Annotated in this window: 23 protein-coding genes and 2 pseudogenes; 14 read left to right on the top strand and 11 right to left on the bottom strand. The window is 69.8% G+C overall.

What is annotated here, in order from left to right; all coding sequences use genetic code 11:
* The 3 genes from C4U03_RS35765 to C4U03_RS35760 form a co-directional block, all read right to left on the bottom strand.
* Nucleotides 1-186, bottom strand: a 186-nt coding sequence (locus C4U03_RS35765; RefSeq protein WP_146087641.1) for a hypothetical protein, incomplete at its 3' end; no start/stop codon positions are given.
* 237 nt (nucleotides 187-423) lie between these two features.
* Complete coding sequence (locus tag C4U03_RS42720) at nucleotides 424-546, bottom strand: hypothetical protein (RefSeq protein WP_268817574.1); 123 nt, start codon at nucleotides 544-546, stop codon at nucleotides 424-426.
* 527 nt (nucleotides 547-1,073) lie between these two features.
* Nucleotides 1,074-2,189, bottom strand: coding sequence for a zinc-binding dehydrogenase (locus tag C4U03_RS35760; protein ID WP_103944243.1), 1,116 nt, complete (start codon nucleotides 2,187-2,189; stop codon nucleotides 1,074-1,076).
* Between the two features lie 174 nt (nucleotides 2,190-2,363).
* Here C4U03_RS35760 and C4U03_RS35755 point away from each other — a divergent pair, with 174 nt between their 5' ends.
* The 11 genes and pseudogenes from C4U03_RS35755 to C4U03_RS35705 form a co-directional block, all read left to right on the top strand.
* Complete coding sequence (locus C4U03_RS35755) at nucleotides 2,364-3,431, top strand: substrate-binding domain-containing protein (protein WP_160147208.1); 1,068 nt, start codon at nucleotides 2,364-2,366, stop codon at nucleotides 3,429-3,431.
* A 4-nt stretch (nucleotides 3,432-3,435) separates the two neighbouring features.
* Nucleotides 3,436-4,197 (top strand): IclR family transcriptional regulator, encoded by a 762-nt coding sequence (locus C4U03_RS35750; protein WP_103944241.1) that lies wholly within the window; start codon nucleotides 3,436-3,438, stop codon nucleotides 4,195-4,197.
* 212 nt (nucleotides 4,198-4,409) lie between these two features.
* Nucleotides 4,410-5,951 carry a sugar ABC transporter ATP-binding protein gene (locus C4U03_RS35745; protein WP_103944240.1) on the top strand — a complete coding sequence of 514 codons (1,542 nt, stop codon included), beginning with the start codon at nucleotides 4,410-4,412 and terminating at the stop codon, nucleotides 5,949-5,951.
* On the top strand, nucleotides 5,948-7,003 hold the full coding sequence (locus C4U03_RS35740) for an ABC transporter permease (protein ID WP_103944239.1): 1,056 nt from the start codon (nucleotides 5,948-5,950) through the stop codon (nucleotides 7,001-7,003). Before C4U03_RS35745 ends, C4U03_RS35740 begins: the two co-directional genes overlap by 4 nt.
* A gap of 30 nt (nucleotides 7,004-7,033) precedes the next feature.
* Nucleotides 7,034-8,032: a substrate-binding domain-containing protein gene (locus C4U03_RS35735; RefSeq protein WP_103944238.1), complete on the top strand. Its 999-nt coding sequence runs from the start codon at nucleotides 7,034-7,036 to the stop codon at nucleotides 8,030-8,032.
* Nucleotides 7,983-9,050 carry a dihydroxyacetone kinase subunit DhaK gene (locus tag C4U03_RS35730; protein ID WP_200827695.1) on the top strand — a complete coding sequence of 356 codons (1,068 nt, stop codon included), beginning with the start codon at nucleotides 7,983-7,985 and terminating at the stop codon, nucleotides 9,048-9,050. Before C4U03_RS35735 ends, C4U03_RS35730 begins: the two co-directional genes overlap by 50 nt.
* The gene (gene dhaL, locus C4U03_RS35725; RefSeq protein WP_103944237.1) at nucleotides 9,047-9,727 is read left to right on the top strand and encodes a dihydroxyacetone kinase subunit DhaL; all 681 of its coding nucleotides are present in this window, start codon (nucleotides 9,047-9,049) and stop codon (nucleotides 9,725-9,727) included. Before C4U03_RS35730 ends, dhaL begins: the two co-directional genes overlap by 4 nt.
* Complete coding sequence (locus tag C4U03_RS35720; protein WP_103944236.1) at nucleotides 9,724-10,254, top strand: VOC family protein; 531 nt, start codon at nucleotides 9,724-9,726, stop codon at nucleotides 10,252-10,254. The genes dhaL and C4U03_RS35720 overlap by 4 nt, the downstream gene beginning before the upstream one ends.
* Nucleotides 10,255-10,287: 33 nt before the next feature.
* The gene (locus C4U03_RS35715) at nucleotides 10,288-11,169 is read left to right on the top strand and encodes a class I fructose-bisphosphate aldolase (protein ID WP_103944235.1); all 882 of its coding nucleotides are present in this window, start codon (nucleotides 10,288-10,290) and stop codon (nucleotides 11,167-11,169) included.
* The gene (locus C4U03_RS35710; RefSeq protein ID WP_327374319.1) at nucleotides 11,144-12,094 is read left to right on the top strand and encodes an NAD-dependent epimerase/dehydratase family protein; all 951 of its coding nucleotides are present in this window, start codon (nucleotides 11,144-11,146) and stop codon (nucleotides 12,092-12,094) included. Before C4U03_RS35715 ends, C4U03_RS35710 begins: the two co-directional genes overlap by 26 nt.
* Before the next feature lie 110 nt (nucleotides 12,095-12,204).
* Nucleotides 12,205-12,408 (top strand): annotated as a pseudogene (locus tag C4U03_RS35705) (transposase); the annotation flags it as partial.
* A 217-nt stretch (nucleotides 12,409-12,625) separates the two neighbouring features.
* Here the strand turns inward: C4U03_RS35705 and C4U03_RS35700 are convergent.
* On the bottom strand, nucleotides 12,626-13,369 hold the full coding sequence (locus C4U03_RS35700) for a maleylpyruvate isomerase family mycothiol-dependent enzyme (protein WP_103944248.1): 744 nt from the start codon (nucleotides 13,367-13,369) through the stop codon (nucleotides 12,626-12,628).
* Nucleotides 13,370-13,831: 462 nt separating this feature from the next.
* Here C4U03_RS35700 and C4U03_RS41480 point away from each other — a divergent pair, with 462 nt between their 5' ends.
* Together C4U03_RS41480 and C4U03_RS35690 are read left to right on the top strand one after the other, a co-directional pair.
* Entirely contained in the window at nucleotides 13,832-14,212 is a 381-nt protein-coding gene (locus C4U03_RS41480) for a hypothetical protein (protein ID WP_200827694.1), read from the top strand.
* 308 nt (nucleotides 14,213-14,520) lie between these two features.
* Nucleotides 14,521-15,261, top strand: coding sequence for an ATP-binding cassette domain-containing protein (locus C4U03_RS35690; RefSeq protein ID WP_103944233.1), 741 nt, complete (start codon nucleotides 14,521-14,523; stop codon nucleotides 15,259-15,261).
* 76 nt (nucleotides 15,262-15,337) lie between these two features.
* Here the strand turns inward: C4U03_RS35690 and C4U03_RS35685 are convergent.
* The 6 genes and pseudogenes from C4U03_RS35685 to C4U03_RS35660 form a co-directional block, all read right to left on the bottom strand.
* Nucleotides 15,338-15,579, bottom strand: a pseudogene (locus tag C4U03_RS35685) (zinc ribbon domain-containing protein); the annotation flags it as partial.
* 184 nt (nucleotides 15,580-15,763) lie between these two features.
* Nucleotides 15,764-17,026, bottom strand: a complete 1,263-nt coding sequence (locus tag C4U03_RS35680; RefSeq protein WP_103944232.1) for an ABC transporter substrate-binding protein — start codon at nucleotides 17,024-17,026, stop codon at nucleotides 15,764-15,766.
* Nucleotides 17,023-18,096 carry a branched-chain amino acid ABC transporter permease gene (locus tag C4U03_RS35675; protein WP_235018341.1) on the bottom strand — a complete coding sequence of 358 codons (1,074 nt, stop codon included), beginning with the start codon at nucleotides 18,094-18,096 and terminating at the stop codon, nucleotides 17,023-17,025. The genes C4U03_RS35680 and C4U03_RS35675 overlap by 4 nt, the downstream gene beginning before the upstream one ends.
* Nucleotides 18,089-18,979, bottom strand: coding sequence for a branched-chain amino acid ABC transporter permease (locus C4U03_RS35670; protein WP_103944231.1), 891 nt, complete (start codon nucleotides 18,977-18,979; stop codon nucleotides 18,089-18,091). Before C4U03_RS35670 ends, C4U03_RS35675 begins: the two co-directional genes overlap by 8 nt.
* Nucleotides 18,976-19,794, bottom strand: coding sequence for an ABC transporter ATP-binding protein (locus tag C4U03_RS35665; protein ID WP_103944230.1), 819 nt, complete (start codon nucleotides 19,792-19,794; stop codon nucleotides 18,976-18,978). The genes C4U03_RS35670 and C4U03_RS35665 overlap by 4 nt, the downstream gene beginning before the upstream one ends.
* The gene (locus C4U03_RS35660) at nucleotides 19,791-20,618 is read right to left on the bottom strand and encodes an ABC transporter ATP-binding protein (protein ID WP_235018342.1); all 828 of its coding nucleotides are present in this window, start codon (nucleotides 20,616-20,618) and stop codon (nucleotides 19,791-19,793) included. Before C4U03_RS35660 ends, C4U03_RS35665 begins: the two co-directional genes overlap by 4 nt.
* Nucleotides 20,619-20,802: 184 nt before the next feature.
* On the opposite strand from C4U03_RS35660, the gene C4U03_RS35655 reads away from it, so the two are divergent.
* On the top strand, nucleotides 20,803-21,990 hold the full coding sequence (locus C4U03_RS35655; RefSeq protein ID WP_103944246.1) for a PucR family transcriptional regulator: 1,188 nt from the start codon (nucleotides 20,803-20,805) through the stop codon (nucleotides 21,988-21,990).
* A gap of 342 nt (nucleotides 21,991-22,332) precedes the next feature.
* Here the strand turns inward: C4U03_RS35655 and C4U03_RS35650 are convergent, their stop codons facing one another.
* On the bottom strand, nucleotides 22,333-22,740 hold the full coding sequence (locus C4U03_RS35650; protein WP_200827693.1) for a hypothetical protein: 408 nt from the start codon (nucleotides 22,738-22,740) through the stop codon (nucleotides 22,333-22,335).
* Nucleotides 22,741-23,908: the final 1,168 nt, after the last annotated feature.

Raw genomic sequence — 23,908 nt, 5'->3', positions numbered from 1 at the left:
CTCGCAGTCCAGGCCAACGACGGGGAACCAGGCGGGGAAGAGGTCGATCAGGTGTGCGAGGGTCTGGGCGTAGTCGGCGCGGGTCGCCGGGTCCTGGATGGAGTCGAGGAAGTGCTCGACGGCGGCCGCGACGCGCGGTAGGCCAGGCCGGCCGTTCCGGCCGGGATAAGGGGGAACGGACGCCACCAGGACCTCCTAGAGCCGACGTGGTACATGATGCTGCCGGATCATTCCCGGCCCGGCGGACCCCGAGCCGGGCGGACGCTGCCTCTGACGAGGCTATGCGACAGGTGATTTCGCTTCTGTGTCACACCCGCTGGCAACGGCTGCTCTCGCTTGCTGGCGGTGACACGCCTGACGGCACCCAGAGTGGAGGGTCTGGGTCCGCGTGGCAGTGCCCCGTTGCTGCCGAGGCGGGCGGGGTCAGAAGGGTGGATCATCGGAGAAGTCTCCGTTCCTGGTGACCCAGGGGTTGTTGGCGGGCTGCGGTGCCGGGGAGGAGGGGTCGGCGGCGGCGAGCGCCACCATGAGCGCTGCGGACCTCATCCTGCAAGCCCACGAGACCTCCGCTTACTGAGAAAACCTCATTGAGCCGTGCTCTCGATCACTTTTGCGTGCATCAGGTTGAGTGAGATGCCACCCAGGCTGGACGTCTCACTCAACCTGATGCATCGCAGGTCAGGACGTCGGTCCTGCATGAGCTTCACTGAGACAGGACAGGCGGACACGGGAAAGGCTCCAGGTTCGTCCGGGACGGTGCCGCAGCCCATGCCTCGCCAGGGTGTGCGGCTCACCAAGCGGCAAAGCATTTCAGGGGCGGCATGGCACACGAACAGCCACAGCTCCCAGGTAGGGGGAACCGACGAAACTGCTATGACCTGCTTCGATGTCAGCGTTCCGAACGGTGCTCCACGTTAAGGGAGATCATCCTCCAGTCTGTCGGAGCAGTCGGAGGTCCGCCGACCAGTCGCTCATCCGGTCGGTGGCCGACTCATGCACCCACCGCTGGACATGACCGCCCCTTGGCCCGGATCATGGCTCATCCCTCCCGCCGTCGGCACATGCCGTGCTTGTCAAGGAAGCAGGACCTGGCGTACGACCTGGCCGGAAGCCAGATCCTCAAGTGCCTCGTTGATCTCCGCCAAGGGCCGGGTGCCGGTGAGCAGGAGTTCGACGGGAAGTTTTCCGGCGCGCCAGAGGGCGAGGTATCGAGGGATGTCGCGCTGCGGCACGGCGTCGCCGAGATAGCTGCCCAGCAGGGTCCTGCCCTGGCCGATCAGGTCGGTGACCGGAAGCGCGAGCCGTTGGGACGGGTCCGGGAGCCCCACGGACACCGTCCGGCCTCCGGGCCGGGTGAGCGACCATGCCAGTTCGAGGGCGGGGATCCGGCCCGCCGCTTCGATCGTCACCTCGGCCCCGGTGGGCAGCAGGTCGGCGAGTGCCGCGGTGTCGGCCGGGTCCAGGGCGATCGTCGCGCCGAGTTCGAGGGCGAGGTCGCGCTTCGCCGGTACCGGGTCGAGCGCGATGATCGGATGGGCGTGGGCCAGCCTGGCTCCCAGGACCGCCGCCAGGCCCACCCCGCCCAGTCCTATGACCACCGTTGATTCGCCGGGGCGCACATCAGCGGTGTTGATGACGGCGCCGACGCCGGTGAGCACGGCGCAGCCGAACATGGCCGCGATCGGGGCGGGGACGTCATCGTCTATCACGACGGCGGACCTGCGGTCGACGACCGCGTGCCGGGCGAACCCGGATACCCCGAGGTGGTGATGGAGGGATACGCCCGCGTGCTGAAGGCGCCGCGCGCCTGACAACAGGCTGCCCTCGGCGTTGGCCCGCGCCCCGTTGCGACACTGGGCCGGCCGACCGCCGGTGCACTGCCCGCAGAGGCCGCAACTGGGGACGAAGATCAGGACGACACGCGCGCCTTCGGCCACGTCGGTGACGAAGTCCCCGACGGCCTTGACCGTTCCGGTGGCTTCGTGACCGAGCGCCATGGGAGTAGGGCGCCGTCGTGTCCCATCGACCACGGAGAGATCGGAATGGCAGACTCCGGCCGCGTCGATGGCCACGAGAAGCTCGCCGGGGCCGGGCTCGTCCAACTGGACGGTTTCCAGCCGGAGTGGGCGGCTGCCGGTGTAGGGCCGTGGGTGTGCGGTGTGCGACAGTACTGCGGCTTGCGTTTCCATGAGCCTGCACCCCTCGGTTGATCAAGAAGGGAAGTGTGTTCAGGATGTCGTAAGCACTTACGACAGGTTGAATGAGATACGGTAGCTGGCGGTGCTGTCAACCGAAGGGGTGCTGTTGTGGCCGAGGCCGGAGGCCGGACGGCGTCGCATTCCGGGGAGGACGAGTCCTCTCGAGTGCCGGCCGTCGACCGGGCGATCACGGTGCTGTACGAGATCGCGGACCACGGCCCGGCGTCGCTGGCCGACCTCACCCGGCGGCTCGCCCTGCCCAAGAGCAGTCTGCTCGGGATCTGCCAGTCGCTGGTGGAGGAGCGGCTGCTGGCCCAGGACCTCGGCGGCCGTTATGTGCTCGGCCTCGGCCTGGCCGAGCTGGCGGCGGCCCAGTTGCAGCACCCGCCGGGGCTGAGCAGGCTGGGGATGTCGGTCCCCAACGGCACGAACCCGTTCTATGCCGTCGAGATCGAGGGCGTGCGCCGTGCCGCCGCCGAGCTGGGTGCCGAGGTGACCGCGGTGGACGCCGGGCAGGATGTGGACGAGCAGGCCCGACAGCTCGGCCGGTTCGTCCGTGACCGGGTGGACGCCATCGTCTTGGACGCGGTCCATTCGACCGCGATCGCCGCGGCGGTCGCGGAGGCGGAGGCCGCCGGAGTCCCGGTGATCGCCGTCAACGTCGGTGCCGAGGGGGCCAGCGCGACCGTCACCACGGACAATGTGCAGGCCGGTCAGATGATCGGCCGCTACCTCGCCACGGTGCTCGACGGCAAGGGCGAGGTAGCGATCGTCGATGGCCAGCCGGTGACGGCGGTCGCTGACCGGATCGTCGGCTTCATGGCGGCGCTGCGCGACTTTCCCGGCCTACGGGTGGTCGCCCGGCACCGGGGTGATCACTCGCCGCAGTCCGGCGAACGGATCGCCCGGCGGCTGCTGGACCGGCATCCCGGGCTGAGCGCGATCTTCGCGATCAACGATCCGATGGCGATGGGCGTGGTGACCGCCCTGGTAGACCTGGGCGTGTCGATTCCGGTGGTGAGCGTCGACGGCGCCGCCATCGCCGTCTCGTCGATCGGGACGGACGGGCCGTGGTGGGCGACGGCGGCGCAGGATCCGGCGGGGCTGGGCGGCCTGGCGGTCCGGTTCGCCGCGCGGCTGCGTTCCGGAGACCCGCCGCACAGCAGGCGGCGGATGCTGCCGACCAGGCTGATCACTCGGGAGAACATCGCCGACTACGAGCCATGGGGGTGAGCCGATGGTGAACACCGCAGGACGGGCCGGCTCCCCGGCCGTCCACCGTGCCACCCGGATCCTCGGTGAACTGGCCATGCACGACGAGCCGCTGAACGTCTCGGAGCTGAGCCGCCGGGTGCAGGTGCCCAAGAGCTCGCTGTCCGACATCTGCAAGGTGCTGGTGGACGGCGGAATGCTGTCGCGCGGTCTGGACGGCGGTCTGCGGCTGGGGCCCGGCATCACCAGGATCGCCCGCGGACTGGTGGGCGGGAGCAGGCTGCTAGAGGTCTTCCCGCGGATCTGCGCCGGAGCGCGAGAGCTTGACGGCCGCACGGTCGTGCTGGCGGTGCTGCGTGATCTGGACGCGGCGTACGTGGCGGTACGTCCGGGCGACCGCCCGCTGTCCCTCACCCTCAAACCCGGCATGCGGTTGCCGGCCTGGTCCACCGGGACCGGTCGGGCCCTGCTCAGCGCCTTGCCCGTCGACGTCGTCGAACGGATGCACAGCGGGCCCGTGCCCGAGTCGCCCAGCGGTCACCGCTTCCGCCTCAAGGACCTCACCGCCGCGGTCACCCTTGCGCAGAGCCGCGGATACGCCTCGAGCGCCGAGCTCGGCGAGATGTCGCTGACCGGGACGGCCGCGCTGGTCGAGGGCCTGCACGGGTGCATCGCGGCGGTCGGGTCGATCGCCGACGGCACGCGGTCGGACGAGCCGAGCCCGGCGGACGACAGCGTCCCGATCCGGGCCCTGGCCGCCCGGCTCGCCACGGCGATCAGGGACTGACGCCCGCGCCCCTCCACCGCCATCACGGACGTGATGGCGGTGTTCGGCGTGCCATCTGAGTGTGTGGGGCGCTGTGGCGGACGCGTTTCGGATGCAGGTCACCCCTTGACAGGCGGCTTCGTGCACTCTTCACTATGTTCAGTGTTTCGTCCTGATGTCCGAAATTCTGAACGGAGATCGAGGCGATGAGTCGAGAGGAGCGGTTCCGCCCCATGTCCATCCCTCCCTCACCCCCCGAAGCCGGGTCGAACGTGCGAACGTCCGCCCGGCTCTGCGTCCGTGGCCTCACCAAGAGCTATTCCGGCGTGCACGCGCTGCGCGACGTGGACCTCGATCTCGCACCGGGCGAGGTTCGCGCGCTGCTCGGCAAGAACGGCGCCGGAAAGTCCACCCTCGTGAAGATGCTGTCCGGCGCGGTGAGCCCGGACTCCGGCCGGATCTACCTGGACGGTGCGCAGGTCGAACTGCCCAATCCGGCCGCCGCACGCGACCGCGGCATCGCCACCGTCCACCAGGAACTCAGCCTGGTCCCGGGGCTGAGCGTCGCCGAGAACCTGCTCCTTGGCCGGTGGCATCCGGACGGTGTCCGCAGCCCGCTGATCAAACCGGCCGAGATGCGCGCCTACGCTGCCGAACACCTGGGCCGCCTGGGCGTCAGTATCGACCCGAGCACCCCGGTGGGCGCGCTCAGCATCGCCCGGCAGCAGACCGTCGAGATCGCCCGCGCGCTCTCCTACGGCACCAAGGTGCTGATCCTCGACGAGCCGACCAGTTCCCTGCCCGCCGACGAGGTCCCGCCCCTGCTCCAGCTCGTACGGCGCGTGGCCGCCGACGGGCTGACGGTCATCTACGTCTCCCACCGGATGGACGAGATCCCCGTGGTGGCCGACTCGGTGACCGTGCTGCGCGACGGGCGGCACATCGACACCCGCCCCATCGGTACGGCCGACACGGCCCAGGTCATCGACCTGATGACCGGCGGTGCGCTCCGCGACGACCGGCGGGCCGGGTCCTCGGCGAGCGGTCGTGTGGTCATGTCGGTGTCTGGCATGTCCAGCGGGGACCGGGTCCGGGACGTGTCGTTCGACCTGTGTGAGGGCGAGGTGCTGGGGATAGCCGGGCTGCTCGGGTCGGGGCGGAGCGAACTTCTGCGCTGCCTGTACGGGCTGGAGCCCCGCACCGGGGGGTCCGTCACGCTCGACGGCCGTCCGTTCGCGCCGCGCGGTCCCCGGCAGGCGCTCCGTGCGGGCGTCGGACTCGTCCCGGAGGACCGCAAGCGGGAAGGGCTGGTCATGGGCATGAGCGTGTCCGCGAACCTGGTGATGTCCTGCCTTTCCGCCGTGCGGTCGCGCGGGCTGCTGTCGGGCCGCCGGGAACGAGAGCTGGCCGTCGCCGGCCGTGATCGGCTGGCGATCAAGATGCCCTCGCTGCACGACGCGGTGGGCGGACTGTCGGGTGGAAACCAACAGAAGGTCGTCTTCGGCAGGCTGCTCAACGCCCGCCCTCGCGTCCTGCTGCTCGACGAACCGACCCGTGGCGTCGACGTGGCGGCCAAGGATCAGATCTACCGGCTGATCCGGGACCTGGCGGCGACGGGCGTCGGCTTCGTGGTCGTGTCCTCCGAACTGGAGGAGCTGTTCCTGCTCTGTGACCGCCTGCTCGTCCTCGGCGGCGGCCGGGTGCTCGCGCAGGACACCGTCGAGAACACCTCGCTGTCCTCGGTCATGGCCATGGCGATGGAAGGCGGCCGATGATGAGCACCGCCCTGTCCGACGTCACCTCCCCGGCCCCCGCGGGCGACGGGCGTCGCCGGCCGACGACGGCCGGCGCTTGGACCGCCATCAGCCGCTCGACCGCCGAACACGTCGGGCTCCTCGGTGGACTCACCGTGCTGTTCGTCCTGCTGACCCTCTGGGCGCCCAACTTCCTCACCCAGAGCAACCTGCTCGACGTCGCCCGGCAGCTCTCCTTCACCGGCATCATCGCCTTCGGCATGACCCTGGTGATCGCGTCCGGCGAGATCGACATCAGCGTGGGCTCGGCGATTGCCTTCAACTCGGCGCTGTTCGGCGTCCTCGTCGTCGAGCGGAGCTGGCCGCTGTGGCTGGCCGCCCTGGCCGTCTGCGCGCTGGGCACGCTGGTCGGCGCCGGCGCGGGACTGGTCCGCGCCGTGCTCAACGTGCCCTCGTTCATCGTGACGCTCGCTCTGTTCTCGGCGTTCAGTGGGCTGGCGCTGCTGATCACCGACTCGGTCCCGCTGCCCATCACCAGCGAGGACTTCGCCCGCTGGGGGAACGGGCTGCTGCTGGGAATTCCCATCCCGGCGCTCGTCTTCATCGTGGTGTTCGCCGTCTTCTTCGTCATCGCCAAGCGCACGACGTTCGGCCGCAGCGTATACGCCGTCGGCGGCAATCCCGAGGCGGCCCGGCTCTCCGGCATTCCGGTCACCCGCGTCCGCGCCACCCTGTTCGCCACGACCGGACTGCTGGCGGCCCTGTCGGGGCTCCTGCAGACCGCCCAGCTCGGTGCCGGAAACCCCACCATCGGCACCGGAGTCGAATTCGCGGTGATCACCGCCGTGATCATCGGTGGCGCCGATCTCTACGGCGGTCGCGGTTCCATGGTCGGCACGCTGCTCGGCGTGGTGTTCATCGCCGTTCTCAACAACGGCATGGTGCTGCTGGGAGTCAACAGCTACGCCCAGAACGTCGCCAACGGCGCCATCGTCCTGGTCACCGTTCTCATCAGCACGCTGAGATCCTCCGGCCGCCGTTCACGGCGGGCGAAGACGGCCACCGCCTCCTGACCGTCCCACCCTGCAAAGGAACACCAGACAATGTATTCGGGATTTTCGCGTAAAGCGGTGCTGGCCGGTGCGGCCGCGGGGCTGCTCGCCCTCGCCGGATGTTCGAACACCGGGGCGTCAGAAGGCGACACGGGTGGCGCGGGGAAGCTGACCGCCTGCGTGACCACGCTGTTCCCCACCGGGACCTTCGCGGAGTTCGTCACCGCGCTCAAGAGCCAGGGCGAGAAGCGCAACATGAGCTTTGACGTCCAGCACGTCAACAACGATTCCAGCAAGGAGAACCAGGTGCTGTCCGCCTGCGCCACCCGCCAGGTGGACGTGGTCATCGCCAGCGTGGTCTCGCCCACCGGATCCGTCGCCTCACTGCAGCGGCTGGAGTCCGCCGACATCCCGGTCATCTGCTACAACACCTGCCTCAACCCGCCCCAGGACCAGCAACTCGCCGCCGCGTTCGTCACCAACGACCAGGTCGAGCTCGGTGAGCGGGCCGCCGAGGCCGCCACCGGCTACATCAAGGAAAAGCTCGGCGGAACGGCCAAAGTGGCCTATCTGACCTGCGAAACCTACGACGTCTGCAAGCAGCGGCGGCAGGGCCTGGACAAGGGACTGGCCGGCGTCAACGCCACGGTGGTCGCCGCCCAGGAGGGATTCGTGGTCGACAAGGCCACACCGGTGGCGACCTCGATCCTCACGGCGCACCCCGATGTCGACGTCTTCATCGCGGAGAATGAAGACGGCGTCATAGCCGCGGCGAACGCCATCAAGGCGCGCGGGTTGACCGGTAGGACCGTCGTCTTCGGAATCGGCATGAATCCGACCGTCGCCGGGCTGCTGCTCGCCCCGGACGGCGTGGTCCAGGGAACCATCGGGCAGGACGCGGCCTCGTGGGCGACCGAGGTCGTCGAGATCGCCGATGCCATCCGCAACGGCCGGGACACCGGCCCCTTCCACCACTACACGCCCGGCCCCGGCTTCAGCCATGACGATCCCGGTCCGGTGCGGCAGTACCTGCAGACCCAGTCGGGATGACGACCTCGGAGTGATCATGCGTAAATTCATCAACGAACCCAAGGAAGCGGCGCGCGAGACGGTCGAGGGATTCCTTGCCGTCTACGGATCTGCGTTCGAGGAGGTGCCTGGCGCGCTGGCCGTCAAACGCCGTGAACTCGCCGACAAGGTCGCGATCGTTTCCGGTGGCGGCAGCGGCCACGAACCGGTCTGGCTGGAATACGTCGGACCCGGACTCGCCGACGCCGTCTGTCAGGGCGATATCTTCGCCGCCCCCGATCCAGGCAGCATCGTGAAGACCGCCAAAGCCGTCGACCGCGGCCACGGAATCCTGTTCCTGTACGGCAACTATGCCGGTGACCGGCTCAATTTCGACCTGGCCGCGGAGATGCTGGTCGATGACGGGCACAAGGTGCGGACGGTCCGCGTCACCGACGACGTTTCCGCGGCCGGCCCGGACCGGCCGATCGACCGCCGGGGGATCGCCGGCGGGTTCTTCGTCGCCAAGGTGGCCGGTGCCGCCGCCGAGGCCGGGCTGCCGCTGCACACCGTGCAGGCCCTCGGCCAGGAGGCCGCGGACCGTACCCGCAGCATCGGCGTGGCCAGCGGAGCAGGCACCGTCCCGGGTACCGGCGAGCCGACCTTCGACCTTCCCGATGGCGAGATGGAGATCGGGATGGGGATGCACGGCGAGCCGGGCGTGCGGCGCACCGGCATGCTGACCGCCGACGAGACCGCCGCCGAGATGATCGACCTGCTGCTCCAGGACCGCCCCGTCACCGCTGAGGACCGCGTCTGCGTCCTGGTCAACGGCCTCGGCGCCACGACCCGGGCCGAGCTGCTGATCGTCAGTCGGGCTGTGCGGCGGCTGCTGGGCGAGCGCCGCCTGGTCATCCATGACATCCAGGTCGGTGACTTTGCCACCTGCCAGGAGATGCACGGGTTCTCGCTCAGCCTGTTCGCCGTCTCGCCCGAACTGCGCCCGTACTACGACGTCCCGGCACGGACCTCCTTCTTCTCCGGAGTGAACCAGGTATGACCGACCAGCTCACCGCCGCCGACCTGCGCCGGATGATGGCGGCGGTCGCAGACCGGATCATCGGCTCCGAGCCGGCGCTCAACAAGGCGGACCGTGATATCGGAGACGGCGACCACGGCCTCGCCATGACCCGCGGTTTCACCGCGGTGCGCCGGCTGCTCGATCCCGACGGCGATCATCCGGTCCAGCACAGCACCGACGTCCACCAGGTCCTGGTCACGGTCGGCGACACGCTGCTGCACACGATGGGCGGCGCCTCCGGAGTGATCTTCGGGCTGCTGTTCCGCGCGGGAGCCCGCGGGCAGGAGCCGAGCGACCGGCTCGGCGTGGCCGGACTGGCCGACCACTTCGCCAGGTCCCTGCGCGAGATCGCCGGACGCGGCGGCGCCGCGCCCGGCGACAAGACCATGGTCGATGCGCTGGAACCGGCGGTCCGGTCGCTGGCCGCCGACGCCGCCCGGGGCCTCGACCTGCCCACCGCGCTCAGGCACGCCGCCGAGGCCGCCGCGGACGGCGCCGACAGCACGAGGAAACTCGTCGCCCGGTTCGGAAAGGCGCTCTCGCTGCGGGAACGGGCCCTGGGATTCCCCGATCCGGGGGCGCTGTCCACCACGATCATCTTCACCGCCATGGCCGGCTGGGCCGAGCAGAACGCCACCGCGCAGGAGGAATCATGAACAACGACGAACTGCGGGAACACAACAAGAACCGGAAGATCTACCAGATCGCGTTCGTGACCCGTGATCTCGAAAAGAGCATGAAGGCCTGGGTGGAGAACCTGGGCATCGGTCCGTGGACGGTGCTCACCTTCACCGAAGAGACCATGAAGTACCTGAACGTCGCGGACGCCAAGGTGACTGAACCGTTCAAGTTTCTGATCGGCATCTCGTGGGTCGGCGACATGCAGTTGGAGATCGTCCAGCCGGTGTACGGGCCGACGATCTACGAGGAGTTCCTGGACCGACGCGGCGAGGGCCTGCACCACATCAAGGAGCAGATTTCCGACGACCGGATCGAGGCCGAACTGGCCGACTACCGGAGCAGGGGGATCGGCGTCCTGCAGACCGGGCAGTTCGACGTCGACGTCCATTACTACATGGATACCGAGCCCAAGCTCGACTTCATCTACGAGCTCGGCAACTGCCCCGTGCTCGACCTCCCGCCGCACATGGTCTCCACCTACCCGCCGCAGAACCCGGAATGATCATGCCAGAGCACTTCGCAGAAAGGACGATCCATGGTCGCCGCACGACTTGACCGCATGTTCAGCGCCGGTGGTCGCTGCTTTGACGTCGCCATCGACCATGGAATGGTCAACGAGGCGTCCTTCCTCAACGGCATCGAGGACATGGCGGCGACGGTCCGTATCGTGGCCGAGGCTCAGCCGGACGTCATCCAACTGACCCCCGGCATGGTCAAGCACCTGCACGGCGTCCCCGGCCGCCGCCCGGCACTCGCCCTGCGCAGCGACGTGTCCAACGTCTATGGGCGCGAACTGCCGCGTCACACTTTCTCGCAGCTCATCGACGGCATCGTCGAAATGGCGGTGGTGTCCGACGCGGTCTGCGTCGTGGTCAACCTGCTCCAACTGCCCGACCAGCCCGAGCTCCACCACCAGTGCGTTCGCAACATCGCCGCGCTCAAACGCGACTGCGAGCGCGCCGGAATGCCGCTCATGATCGAACCCCTCGTCATGGCGCCCAACGAGAAGGGCGGTTACATGGTCGACGGTGATCTGGTCAAGATAACCGCGCTCGTCCGGCAGGCGGCCGAACTCGGCGCGGACATCATCAAGGCCGATCCCTGCACTGACCCCGCCGAGTTCCACCAGGTCGTCGAGGTCGCCTCCGAAGTTCCCGTCCTTGTCCGCGGCGGCGGACGGGAAACCGACGAGGTCGTGCTCGAGCGTACGGCGGAGATCATGCGGCAGGGCGCGGCAGGCATCGTCTACGGCCGCAACGTCATTCACCACCGGCATCCGCGTCGGATCATCCGGGCGCTCATGGCGTTGGTGCACGACCCGTCGACTCCGCTGGACACCGCGCGAGCCATCCTCGCCGGCGACGAACCGCTCCCCAACGGGACTCACCCACATGAGGCCGGCCTCATCACACGCTGAAAGGCACGTAATGCGCATATTCCTGACCGGAGCCACCGGCTTCATCGGCGGCTCCCTGGCCGTCGCGCTCCTTGAATCCGGACACCACGTCCGCGGCCTCACCCGCTCCGCCGAGGCCGGCCCGGCCCTGCGTGACCTCGGTGTCGACCCTGTCCTCGGAACTCTCGACGACGCTTCGGTGCTGGCCGCGGAGGCGCAGGCCGCCGACGCGGTGATCAACGCGGCCGACAGCGACCACGAAGCGTCCGCGGCGGTACTCACCGAGGCACTGGCGGGCTCGGGGAAGCCTCTCCTCCACACCAGCGGCTCCAGCATCGTGGGTGAACCCGCCGACGGCCAAGCCCAGGATGACGTCTACACCGAGGCCGACATCGTCGAAGGCGGCTCGTGGGAGCCAAGCCCTGACAAGACGGCGCGGGTGGCCCTCGACCGGATGGTTCTGTCGGCGGCACGCTCGGGCGTACGCTCCGTGGTTCTGTGCAACAGCATGATCTACGGCACGGGCAAGGGCCTGAATCCCGACAGTGTCCAAGTCCCCCGCCTGGTCGCCACCGCCCGCCGCTCCGGTGTGACCCGCCACATCGGGCCGGGGGAGAACATCTGGTCGAACGTCCATCTGGACGACATGTGCGATCTCTACCTGCGCGCGCTGGAGGGCGCACCCCCGGGATCGTTCTATTTCGTCGAGAACGGCGAAGCCGATTTCCGCCAGATCACCGAGGCGATCGCCACCGCTCTCAGGCAGCCTCCGCCGCAGCCGATCGACATCGACGCCGCGATCGCAGAATGGGGCTACGAGCCGGCGGTCTACGCCCTCGGCTCAAACAGCAGGGTCCGCGCGATCAGGCCGCGCACCGAACTGGACTGGAAGCCGCAGCACACCTCCATCACCGGATGGATCAGCCGGAGTATCCGCCCCACCTGACGCCTGTGCCGACCAGGCCGCAGGGCCAGCGAGCGCCGCACGGCGCTCGCTGGCTCACTGAACACTTTCAAGAGCTCGTCTCGTTTGGTGTGGTCGGTAGTCCGCCGTTCGTGGTGATGGTCGAGCGGATGGTGCCAGACGAGTTGCGGGAGATGTTCCAGCGGGTGGTGCCACCTGCTCCGACGCGGCCGCAGGGCGGTGGCCGACGGCGGTACGGGGACCGGGAAGTGCCGCCCGCGATCATCTTCGTGGCCGCCTCCGGCTGCACCTGGCGGCAGTTGCCGCCGATGGTCGGGCCGTCCGGGCCCACGGCGGTCACCGCCATGACCACGGCACTGGTCGTCGCCGAGTGCCGCATTCCGGTGGTGAACGCCCCCCTGCGCGGCCTCGAAGAGCGGCGAGGGCTCCCACCGCGTCGGCGTCGGTCGTGATCGCGGCTGCGGTTCGGGCGCTCACCGTCGGCTGTCCCGGACGGGGCGTGAAGGTGAGCGCTTGCGGGTGCGACGGCCGTGGGCTGCGAGGAAAAGCGGATCAAGCGGCGTAGTTGCGGACGACGCGGAGCGCGGCGGCGGCGTCGGGGCCTTGCGCCAGGAGCGTGGTCTCCTCCGGTGCAAGGCGCCGTGCGCCGACGCGGCAGAACTCGGCGGCGGGGCCGGTGATGCGCGAGGGAGCGGCGGGGTCGCCGAAGGTCCACAGTTCACCCCCGGGCCCTGCGAGTTCGGCGTACACCGGACCCGGCCGGTCGAGGCCGGCGACGGCGAAGGCGTAGGGCAGGGTTCGGTGGGCGAGCCAGGCGATGTGCCGCAGCCTGGCGGTGTCGGGATAAGGGAGTCCGAGGGGCACGGCGATGTCCTGGGCGTGCGCCCAGTGCTCGGCGATGCGCGTGGTCGCGAGGGTTCGGGGGGAAAGCGGCAGCGCGGCCCAGGCCAGCCGACGGTCGGGCGGACAGCCGCGCAGCGCGGCGACCGCGTCGGCGGCGGCCGTGCGCCAGCGCTGGAAGACCTGGTCGTGGGAGGTGTTTCGGTCCTCTTCGACCATGGCTGCCATCACCGCGTCCAGCGGCACCCCGTCCGGCCGGGCGAACGCGTCCTTGCGCCCCGCCACGGTGGCGGCGACCAGTTCCTCCGACTGGGCGAGGTGCACGACCACGTCCATGACGGACCAGCCTTTGGCATCCGACTCGGCCGCCCACGCGGCGGGCTCCAAGCCCTCCAGGAGCGCCCGCAGTTGCGCATGCTCCGCGGCCAGATCTTCGAAGATTCCCGCAGCCTCCATGTCCAACAAGCTACCGAACAGCATTCGGTATGTCAGTACGATGCGGCCCGGAACTCCCGGGGCTTCGGCGAGCCGCAAAGTGGGCGCCCAGGATTCGGGGTGTGAGCGGTCTTGGGGTCTTGCCGCGGATCACGGCCTATTACTTGAGGCATCGCTGGTCGGAACTGCGGCGGCGTCCGCGCGGGCGTGCGCGAAGCGGCCCTGGTGTCTGCGGCAAGGCAGAGTCGTGTCCGCCGTCGTGCCGCTGCCGGCCGGGACGGCGCCGACCATCCGGTCGGTGGCCGATGCGTTCCTGGATTCGCTGCGCAACCCGAACACCGTGCGCGGGTACGCGGTCGGGGGCGGCAAGGCCGCCGCCCGACTCGGCGAGGACCGGCCGTTGGCGTCGGTGGCCGACGACGAGGTCGGCGAGGCCCCGGAGACGCTGTGGGGTGACGCGGCCGTGAACCCCTGGAACGCCCGGTGCGCGGTGGCTCGTGGCTGGCGTGGTGCCAGGAGCGCGGCGACGACGCCCCGGTCGTCCCGGCGTGGGTCAGGCAGCTGCCGACTCCGGACTCGCGGACCCCGGCGCGGTCGCGTAGGGCGATCGACCGGCTGATCGCGCGCCGCGACGTCGTGCTGCCTGAGAAGACGCTGTACCGGATGCTGTACGAGACCGCGGGCCGGGCCGAGGAGGTCCTGGGCGTCAACATCGAGGACCTGGACCTGGACCTGGACCTGGACCTGGCGGGGCGCCGGTGCCCGGTGAAGGCCAAGGGTGCCCGCGCCAAGTCGCGGTGGCGCGAGCAGGCCCGCGCCCTGCTGGAGGCCCGCACCGCGCTCGGCGGTCCGGGCACCGGCTGAGACCTGCACGACCTGCGCTATGCGTCGCTGACCCATTTGGGCGAGCGGGGCGCGAGCCTGCTGATGCTGATGGCCAAGTCCCGGCATAAGAAGGTCGAAAACGTACGCCGCTACTTCCATTCCTCGCCGGAGGCGCTCGCCGAGGTCACCAGCCTGCTGGGGTCGGCCTGACCGGGCGTTCGGACCGCCGCCCGGTCGGCGGCTTATTGTCCAGGCGTCCTCATACCTGGACGTGGTCTCAGCCCCGAAGCGGTTTCGGGCAGCGTGCCCTACGCTGACGCAGATCTCCCTCGAGAACGGATCGCCCGATGCCTGCCGAACTGTGTGAACTGACCGTCCACATCGACACGGGCCGGTGGAACGAAACGGTTCTGGACGCGGTCGATCTCGTCGTGCCGGACGGGAAGATCACCGCTCTGCTCGGCGAGTCCGGATGCGGCAAGTCCATGGTCGCCGCGGCGCTCACCGGCTCGCTCCCCGACTCCGCCCGCAGCACGGGGCAGGTGCGCGTCGACGGTGAACCCGTGCGCGGGCAGCGCGAGTGGCGCCGTCTTCACGGCGGCACCGTCGGGCTGCTGCCCCAGGACGGTGTCACGGCCTTCCGCGCCGAGGACACCGTGGGCGCGCAGTTGCACGCTCTGGAGGACCGGTACCGGCGCTGGAGCTTCGACCGCGCCTGCGCGTCCGCCTGGTACCCCACCGAGCTGGCCGATCTCTATCCGCATCAGCATTCGGGCGGCCAGATCCAGCGCGCCGCGCTCGCCGCCGCGCTCCTGCCCGAACCCCGCGTCCTCATCGCGGACGAACCGACGGCCTCCCTCGACACCCAGACCGCCTACGGCATATGGGCCGCCCTCCGTCGGTACGCCGACGCCGGAGCCGCCGTCCTGGTGATCACCCACGATGTGCCGATGCTCACCTCTGCCAAGATCGCCGACCACGTCGCGCTCATGCGCGGCGGAAAGGTCATCGCCACGGGCGGCCTCACCGACCTGGCCGCCCTCGACGACCCGTATGTGCGCGGCTTCTTCCAGCCGAACGGATGCTGACCGCGCGACTCGGGTTCCGCTGACAGTTCCGGAGCCAGCCATTGACCTCCTCCCCCCTGAGGGGAGGGAACCCCACCGTCGCCGGTCGGGTTTCCTGTTTCACCGCCGGTCGCCCGCCGGAGAGGACTCTCGTTGAGGTCTTACACCGGCTCCACAGGCGTTTTGCCTCTCCGCCGGCCCGGCGGCGAGGATGTTCTTCGCGGCGTTGACGTCCCGGTCATGGACCGCGCCGCAGGCGCACACCCAGTCGCGGACGTGCACACGAACCAGCTCCCGGCCGCATCGCGGGACACGGTGACCGTGGACGGCTCCGCACCCGCCGGCAGTTCGCCGGCGACCTCGGCGAGGTCCCGCCAGCCCTCGGCGACGCGTACCGGGCGGGGGTCCGTACGGTCTTCGGCACCTCTCCGTGCCAAGCCGCAGCGCGCAGAGAGGTGCCGTTAGCTGGACAGACCCAGGCTGAGGGCCGGAGATCCCCGGTGGTCTCCGGCCGGCCCATGCATCAGTGAAGGGCGATCTTGTAACCGTTGGCCAGGTCGGACGCCGTGGCCTCGCGGACGATCTTCAGTCCGCCGACCGCCGTCTTGTCCGGCTGGAGGATGTGGGTGGTGCGGGTCGGGGGCTCATCGATCTTGGTGAAGTCCATCGTGGTGCCGAAGCCGCCGTCCCAGGCGGATGTGGAGCGGTGCGCCGAGATGATGCCCTGGCGGGTCAGGTCCTTGTTCGCGCACGCCTTCTTGAGCGCGTCGCCGGTGATCGCCGCCGTGGTGTACCCGGCCATCACGCCGTTGTCGAGCGTGTCCTTGGGGTACTTGGCCCGGTAGTCGGCGACCAGCTTCTTCATCGCGGGCAGGTCGGAGTTCAGCGGGCTGGCGCTCTGCATGACGTGGAAGCCCTTCAGCAGCGCGGGCGCGGCGGGGGTGGCCAGCAACTGCGGGGCGAACGAGGAGTTGCTGCCCAGGAAGGGGACGTTCAGTCCCTTGGAGACGGCTACGCCGACCATGGAGGCGGTCTGCTTGGGGCTGATCGACAGCACCACGGCCTTGACGCCTGCGTCCTTCATGACGGCGACCTGGCCGCTCATGTCGGCGTCGGTCGCCTTGACCTTCTGCTCGACGACCTGGAAGCCGAGCTTCTCGGCGGCGTACTTGGACCCGGCCAGCGAGTCGATGCCGTAGTCGCCCTCCACATAGACGTGGCCGATCTTGTCGCCGGACTTCAGGCCCTTCTCCTTGGCCAGGTAGTCGACACCGTTGATCACGTCGATGGCGTAGGTGGTGCCGGTCATCTGGATCGACTTGCTGCCCAGCAGGCTGGGCGCCCATGCCAGCGCGAGCGTGAGCGGGCCGTCGGTGTCCAGCCGCTGCCGGACGGCGCCGACCGTCACCGAGCCGATGAAGTGGGCGAACGCCGCGCTCTTGGGCGCCAGCTCGGTGTAGGCGGTCACGCTCTTCTGCACGTCGTAGCCCATGTCGCGGACCAGCGGCTCGACCTTGCGGCCGCAGATCCCGCCCGCCGCGTTGACCTGCTCGAAGTACAGCTGGCTACCTTGGGTGATGCTCTTGCCGAGTGGGGCGTAGGGGCCGGTCAGATCGCTGATCATCCCGACGCTGATCGTGTCGTCGGTGACGCCGGGCCCCTGCTTGACACCGTCGGAGCCGGTCTGGGCGGATCCGCCGGTGGCCTTACCGCTGCCACAGGACGTGGCGGCCAGCGCCAGCAGCACCAGGCCGGCCGTCCCGGCGCGTACACGGAACCTGTTCATCGGGCACTCCTTGGGTTCGAGGGGTGGGGGACCTTGCCGGCGAGCGCCTGGCGGGCCCGAGAGACGAGCCCGAGCAGACCGCCCGGCAGGAACAGGACCACGGTGACGACCGCGATGCCGTAGAGCATCCGGGACGCCTCCGCGGGGGAGTAGCCGCCCGCGCCCGGCGCCGCGATCAGCGGCAGGGCATCGCTGTAGCGGGTCAGCAACTGGGGCAGCAGGGAGACGAAGGCAGCGCCGGCGACGGCCCCGCCGACCGAGCCCAGACCGCCGATCACGATCATGGCCAGGTAGTCGAGGGACAGCAGCATGCCGAAGTACTCCGGCACGGTCTGCTGGAAGGCCAGCGCCACCATTACGCCGGCCAGCCCCCCGTACATGGATGACAGCACGAACACACCCGCCCGGTAGCGCGCCACCGGGACGCCCATCACGCCGGCCGCCGTCTCGTGGTCGCGGATGGTGTTCATGGCCCGGCCCGGCCGGCCGTGCAGCACGCCCCGCGCGAACCAGGCGGCGGCCAGCAGCAGCGCGACGGCCAGGAACCACAACTTCTCGGCCCCACCGAACGGCACGCCGAGCACCATCAGTTCCGGACTGTCGGCGAACGTGAAGCCGAAGATCTCCAGCGGCGGCACCGGCCGGCCGTTGTAGCCTCCGGTGACCGGCTCGGCGTTGAACAGCACATGCTGGCCGAGGAAGATCAGCGCGAGCGTGGCGATTCCCAGATAGGCGCCCTTGAGCCGTCCGGCGATCGGGCTGAACAGCCCGCCCGCCACGCCCGCCAGCCCGATCGCGAGCACCGCCGCCAGCGGGGTGGGCAGGCCCAGGCCGCCCAGGTGCCCGGCCGAGTCGGACGACAGGTAGACATAGCCGTAGGCACCCACCGCCAGGAAGAAGCCGTGGCCCATCGACAGCTGCCCGGTGGCGCCGGTCAGCAGGTTGATGCCGATGGCGCCGACCGCGGCCGACATCGCGAAGATCCCGGCCATCAGCCAGAACGCCTCGAGGTAGAAGGGCACCAGGACCGCCGCCGCGGCGGTCGCCACCGTGATGATCGCCTTAGACACGGGTCAGCTCCCTGGTCCCCAGCAGCCCGGCCGGGCGGACGAGCAGAATGATGATCATGACCAGGTAGGGGGCCACGTCCCCGATCCCGCGGCCTAGGAAGGCCATCTCGCTCTGGTAGCCGGTCATCAGCGCCTCGGTGACGCCCACGATCAGCCCGCCGGCGAGGGCCCCGGTGGTGGAGTCCAGACCGCCCAGGATCGCCGCGGGGAACGCCTTCAACGCGATGACCCCGGTCGTCCGGTCCAGCCCGGGGGTGGGGAAGACCGCCAGGAACAGCGCGGCGACCGCGGCCAGTGCCCCGGCGACCGCCCAGGCCCCCAGCGACACCCGGCCCAGCCGCACGCCCATCAGCGCGGCGGTCTCGCCGTCCTCGGCGCTGGCCCGCATCGCCACGCCCCAGCCGGTGTACTTGAACGCCAGCAGGAACGCGGTGATCAGCACCCCGGCGATCAGCAGGGCGACGACCCTGGTCTGTGCGATGGACACCGGGCCCAGGTGCAGCACCTTGTCGCGCCAGGGATCGCCCATGGCCATCACGTCGGTGCCGATCTGCCGAGTGAGCTCGGTGACCAGGATGATGTCCACGCCGATGGTGACGATCGCCAGCACGCTGTGCGAGGCGGCCTTGGAGCGGCGGATCACCAGGAACTCGACCAGGCACCCGAGCAGTGCCGCCCCGGCGACACCCGCCAGCAGCGCGGGCCAGAACCCGATCGAGGGGTGCAGTTCGGCCACGAGGAAGCCGCCGGCCAGCAGTAGCGAGGCGTGCGCGAAGTTCACCACCTCGCTCGCCTTGAAGATGATCACGAATCCCAGGGCGATCAGTGCGTACACGGCACCCATGGAGATGCCGTTGAGCAGCAGTTCCGCGAAGGTGGTCACGTCTGCTCCTTGAAGGGTGCGCAGGACTGGGGCGAGGTGGTTCCCGAGTCGCCCAGATAGGCGCGGACGACCTCGGGGTCGCGCTGCACGTCCGCCGGTGCCCCGTCGGCGATGCACCGGCCGAAGTCCAGCACGGTGACCGCGTCGGCGAGCCGCATCACCATCCCCATGTCGTGTTCCACCAGCAGGATCGAGATGCCCAGGTCCTGGCGAACGGCGGAGATCAGTGCCGCCATCTCCCGCCGCTCGCCGCCGTTCATCCCGGCAACCGGCTCGTCCAGCAGCAGCAGACTCGGCTCCATGCACAGGGCACGGGCCAACTCCACCCGCTTCTGCACCCCGTAGGGCAGCAGACCGACCGGCACCGGCAGCCGGTCGGTCAGGCCCACGAACGCGGCGATCTCGGCAACCCGGGCCGAGTGCGCGGCGGCCTCGCGGCGCGCGGACGGCAGCCGCAGCCCCGTGGAGACGAAACCGGCACGGGTCAGCCGGTGCCGTCCCAGCATCAGGTTGTCGGCCACCGACAGGTGCGGCGACAGGGCGATGTTCTGGAACGTGCGGGCCACGCCGAGCGCCGTGATCCGGTGCGTGGGCAGCCCGGTCAGCTCGGTGTCACCGAACCGCACACTGCCAGAGGTGGCCTTGTAGACGCCCGACAGCACGTTGAAGCAGGTCGACTTCCCCGCGCCGTTCGGGCCGATGACCGCGTGGATCGTTCCTGGCGTCACCGTGAAGCTGACCGCGTCCAGGGCGACCAGACCGGCGAACCGCACGGTGAGGTCGGTGACCTGCAGGGGACCGGGCGCCGCCGTCATGCCGACCACCTGGTCAGCACGGTTCGGTCCGCCGGAGCGCCGGTGGCCTCGTCCGTGTCCTCGGCGGGGTCGATCTCGCCGAGGTAGCGGCGGCGCACCTCGTCACTGGCGGCCAGTTCGTCCGCCGGCCCGGACATGACCACCTCGCCCACCTCCAGCACGTACGCGTGGGAGGCCAGCGATAGGGCCATCGCGGCGTTCTGTTCGACCAACAGAACCGTGGTGCCCTGCGCGTTGATCTCCCGAACGGTGTCGGCGATGCGGGCCGCCATCAGGGGGGCCAGACCGAGGGTGGGCTCGTCCAGCAGCAGCACCGAGGGCCGGGCCATCAGCGCGCGCCCGATGGCGAGCATCTGCTGTTCCCCGCCGGACAGCAGTCCGGCGCGCTGACCGGCGCGCTCGGCCAGCACGGGGAACAACTCCAGCACGCGCCGGCGGGCGGCCGCCGTCTCCTTGCGCCCGCGGCCCCCGAGCGCGCCCGCCCGCAGGTTCTCCGCCACGGTCATGCGGGTGAAGACCCGCCGTCCCTCGGGCACCTGGGTCACGCCGCGGGCCACCACCGCCGCCGCGCTCAGCCTGGACAACGGTCTTCCGGCGTACTCGATCTCGCCTGCGGTGACGGCGCCGCGATGGAAGCGCAGGGTCCCCGACACCGCCCGCAGAAGTGTCGACTTGCCCGCCCCATTGGCACCGAGCACGGCCACCACCGAGCCGGACGGAGCCTCCAGCGACACGCCGCGCAGCGCCTGGACCGGGCCGTAACCGACCCGCAGGTTCCGGATGCGCAGGCCGCTGCCTGGGACAAGGGGATCGTCGGCGTTGATCAATGATCCTCCAGGGGTGTGTGGTGGAGAACACAATCCCTGGCGGCGATCATCGTCCAGAGTTCGCGGCCAACTGGAGACCGATGCACATCCGCATGTCGGAGGCGATGGGGCGGTGATGTGCAAACGCACAGCCATTGATAACTTTTTGACCGAACGGGATTCGGTGGTGGGGAGGGCCGTCGTGCCGAACTCGGCGATGACCCGGTCGGAGATCCGCGCGGTGATGCGGAACGTGGCCACCCGGTTGCTGGACCAGGTTCCGCAACTGGCGGACAGGCTGCTGGTGGAACTGCGCGGGACCGAGAGCCCCTACCGCAGGATCCCCGAGGCCGTGCACCGGCGGGATCTGGAGGGGGCGTTCCGCGCGGGCCTCGGCGCGGTGATCCAGCAGTGGTCCGAACGTCGTGATCTCACGCATGCGGTCGAGAACGCCACCCGGCGCGCCGAGCAGGGCATCCCGCTGGACTCGCTGTTGCGCGGCTACCGGCTCGCGACCCAGATCACCTGGGAGGCGATGGTCGACGTGGTGACCGCCGAGTATCCCGAGGCGGCCGCCGCGGTGCTGCGGGGCGCCGGAGGGATGTGGCACGCCGTCGACCGGCAGGCCGTCGTCGCGGCCGACGCCTACCGGCGGCGGGAGGCCGAGCTGCGCAGCCGCAGTGCCGAGCGGGCGCAGGCGCTGCTGGACGCGCTGCTGGAGGGCCGCGCCGACACGGCGGTGGTCCGCGACGCGGCGATGGCGCTGGAGGTCCCGCAGTTCGGCAGATACCTGGTCATCGCCACCCGCCCCGAGCCCTCCGACCGGGCGGACGTCCATCGCCGGCCCGCCGAGGCCGCCGGACTGCGGTTGCTGTGGCGGGTCCGCCCCGACTTCGACTTGGTGGTCGTCTCCCTGGCGGACCGGGACCCGGACCGGGCGATCGCCACGCTACGACCGCTGCTGCTCGGCCGGGCCGGGGTGAGCCCGCCGGTGGACGGCCTGCTGGAGCTGAGCGAGGCCCGCCGGTACGCGGTGGTCGCGCTGCGCACCTGCCGGACCGGGGAAACGGTCCGGCTGGATGAGCGGCTGCCCGCGGCACTGGCGGTCAGCCAGCCGGATCTGGCCGAGCGGCTGGTCGAGGTGGTGCTGCGGCCCATTCTGGACCTGGACCCGCCCGACCGCGACATCCTGCTGACCACGCTGTCGTGCTGGCTGGACTGCGACGGGTCGGTCACCCGCACCGCCGCGGCGCTCTACTGTCACCGCAACACGGTGTTCAACCGGGTCCGCCGCATCGAGACCCTGACCGGCCGATCACCCGACCACCCGCGCGATGCCATGGAACTCACCCTGGCCCTCGACGCTTACCACATCACCTCGGCCCCGTGACCCCGGCCCCGTACATCCGCACCACGACCGGGCACCCGGAGACCGCGGTGAGCGTCGCGACCGCCCACACCACCGCGCGGATCTCCAGGGCGCCTGCGACGATCCCCGCCAGGAGCGCGTCTTAGGCGGAGGAAGGGCAGGGCGGGTGGGGTCTGGCCGGGGGTGCCGCTGGCCGGGGTGCCATTTGGCGGCGTGTTTCGTGGGGATGTGTCGCGCCGGCGGCCGAGTTGCCGAGGGGCCGAGGACCTGCCGTCCCTGCCCCTCGGCGTCCGTCCTCATGCGGGCGTACGGGTCGGGTGACGATCAGCGCGATCGGACGCTACCTCAAGCAGCCGCCCTCGGTCAGTCGCCGTAGAGGTGGCCGTCCTTGTGGTGGTGCTTGCGGCCGTCCCAGCCATCCCAAAAGTCGTGGTGCTTGTGGGCATGGTGCTTATGGTGGTGGTGCTTGTGGGCGTCCCAGTCGTCCCAGCCGTCCCAAAAGTCATGGTGCTTGTGGTGCTTATGGTGGTGGTGCCTGTGCTTGTGGGCGTGGTGCTTATGGTGGTGGTGCTTGTGGGCGTGGTGCTTGCGGCCGTCCCAGTCGTCCCAGCCGTCCCAAAAGTCGTGGTGGTCCTTGCCGTGCTTGCGCCAGTCCGCCGTGACCGAAACGTTGGCGTCGGCGGCGGGGCTCGCCATGGCGGCCGTCCCCATCATCAGGACACCACCGAGAGTGGCGGACGCGATACCGGCCACGGCCAGTCGTTTCATCATCTGAGCCTCCCAGCTCATTGTCGGAAATGTTCTCTTTTCCTGTCAGAAGCAGGACAGGGCTAGAGATAACCCGATCTCGGGGAACTCATGCAGCCGGACGGCGGCCGAACTCAACCCTTGGCCGGTTCCTTAAAATTTTCCGGACGCGGAGTATGAAAAAACATGGAATGTCCACTTTTGGGGAATGGTGGAATCATGAGATATGGGAGCTATTCGCCCCATGTAGATCAGGGCAATGGGGCTTTCTCGGCGGAGCGGGGGAGGTGGCCGCCGAGACCGGCGGCCGGGTGCTCAGGCCGGCCAGTCGGGTACCGGTCGGAGGGGGCCGGCGTGGCCGCCCGGGTCCGTCTGGGGTGCCCGGCGATGGACCGGCTGCTACACCGCCCGACGGGCCGCCCGCTCTGCTCGCCCACATCGCCCGCGGCGGCCCGCCCCGCAGCCACATCATCGATTGTGGGATCTATGAGCTGTCAGGGCCGTGGTGGCCGCTGGCGGACGGCATCGATGGCGGGCTGGGGCGGCGGCTGACGCTGCTGCTAAGGCCGGGGTGGTGCTGCTGCTGGAACGCCTCACCGATGCCGGTGACCCCCTCGAAGGGAGGACCTGGACCAGATCGCGGACATGTTCGTCCTGCAGGCAACCAGACGGGACCGGCCGCCTGCTGGGGTCTGCGGTCGCGTAGCGGGCGGAGCTGGACAGTGAACTGACCGGCCGGGGCGTCGACCTGGCCTCGGTGCTCGACCGGGAGCCTGCCAGGGCGTGCAATGCCGTCTACGCCTGGCTGGTCGCGGGGGCAGGCCACAAGGGGCGGGACCAGTTCGATGCCAAGCTCCTACGGCTACCCCGTGGAGGCTCGCGCGGCCAGTGCCCAGGCAGGGGAGCGGACGGCCGCCGATGAGGGGTCGCCCCAGACCTGCTGGATCATGCACGTCGGCCTGTGGCTCAAAGGCTGTCTGCCACCTGCACCGCCGACGCCAAGAGAGGCCGTCAAAGTCACCTTCGTCCCCGTCCGCATCGAAACCTCCACCTGGTGGCATAGCGGCCGATACGGTGAAAAAATGCTGTAGTCAGGTGGTCAGCGCCACGTTCGTAGCCGTTAAATGCCATCATGGTGACCTTCACCGGGTATTTAAGAGAAAGAGCTTCGTGGGCATGAGGAGCGATGGTC

Source organism: Thermomonospora echinospora, from assembly GCF_900108175.1.
In the GTDB taxonomy this organism is placed as follows: domain Bacteria; phylum Actinomycetota; class Actinomycetes; order Streptosporangiales; family Streptosporangiaceae; genus Thermomonospora; species Thermomonospora echinospora.
Note: the sequence above shows the minus strand (reverse complement) of the source record. Positions and strands in the feature narration are given on the sequence as shown.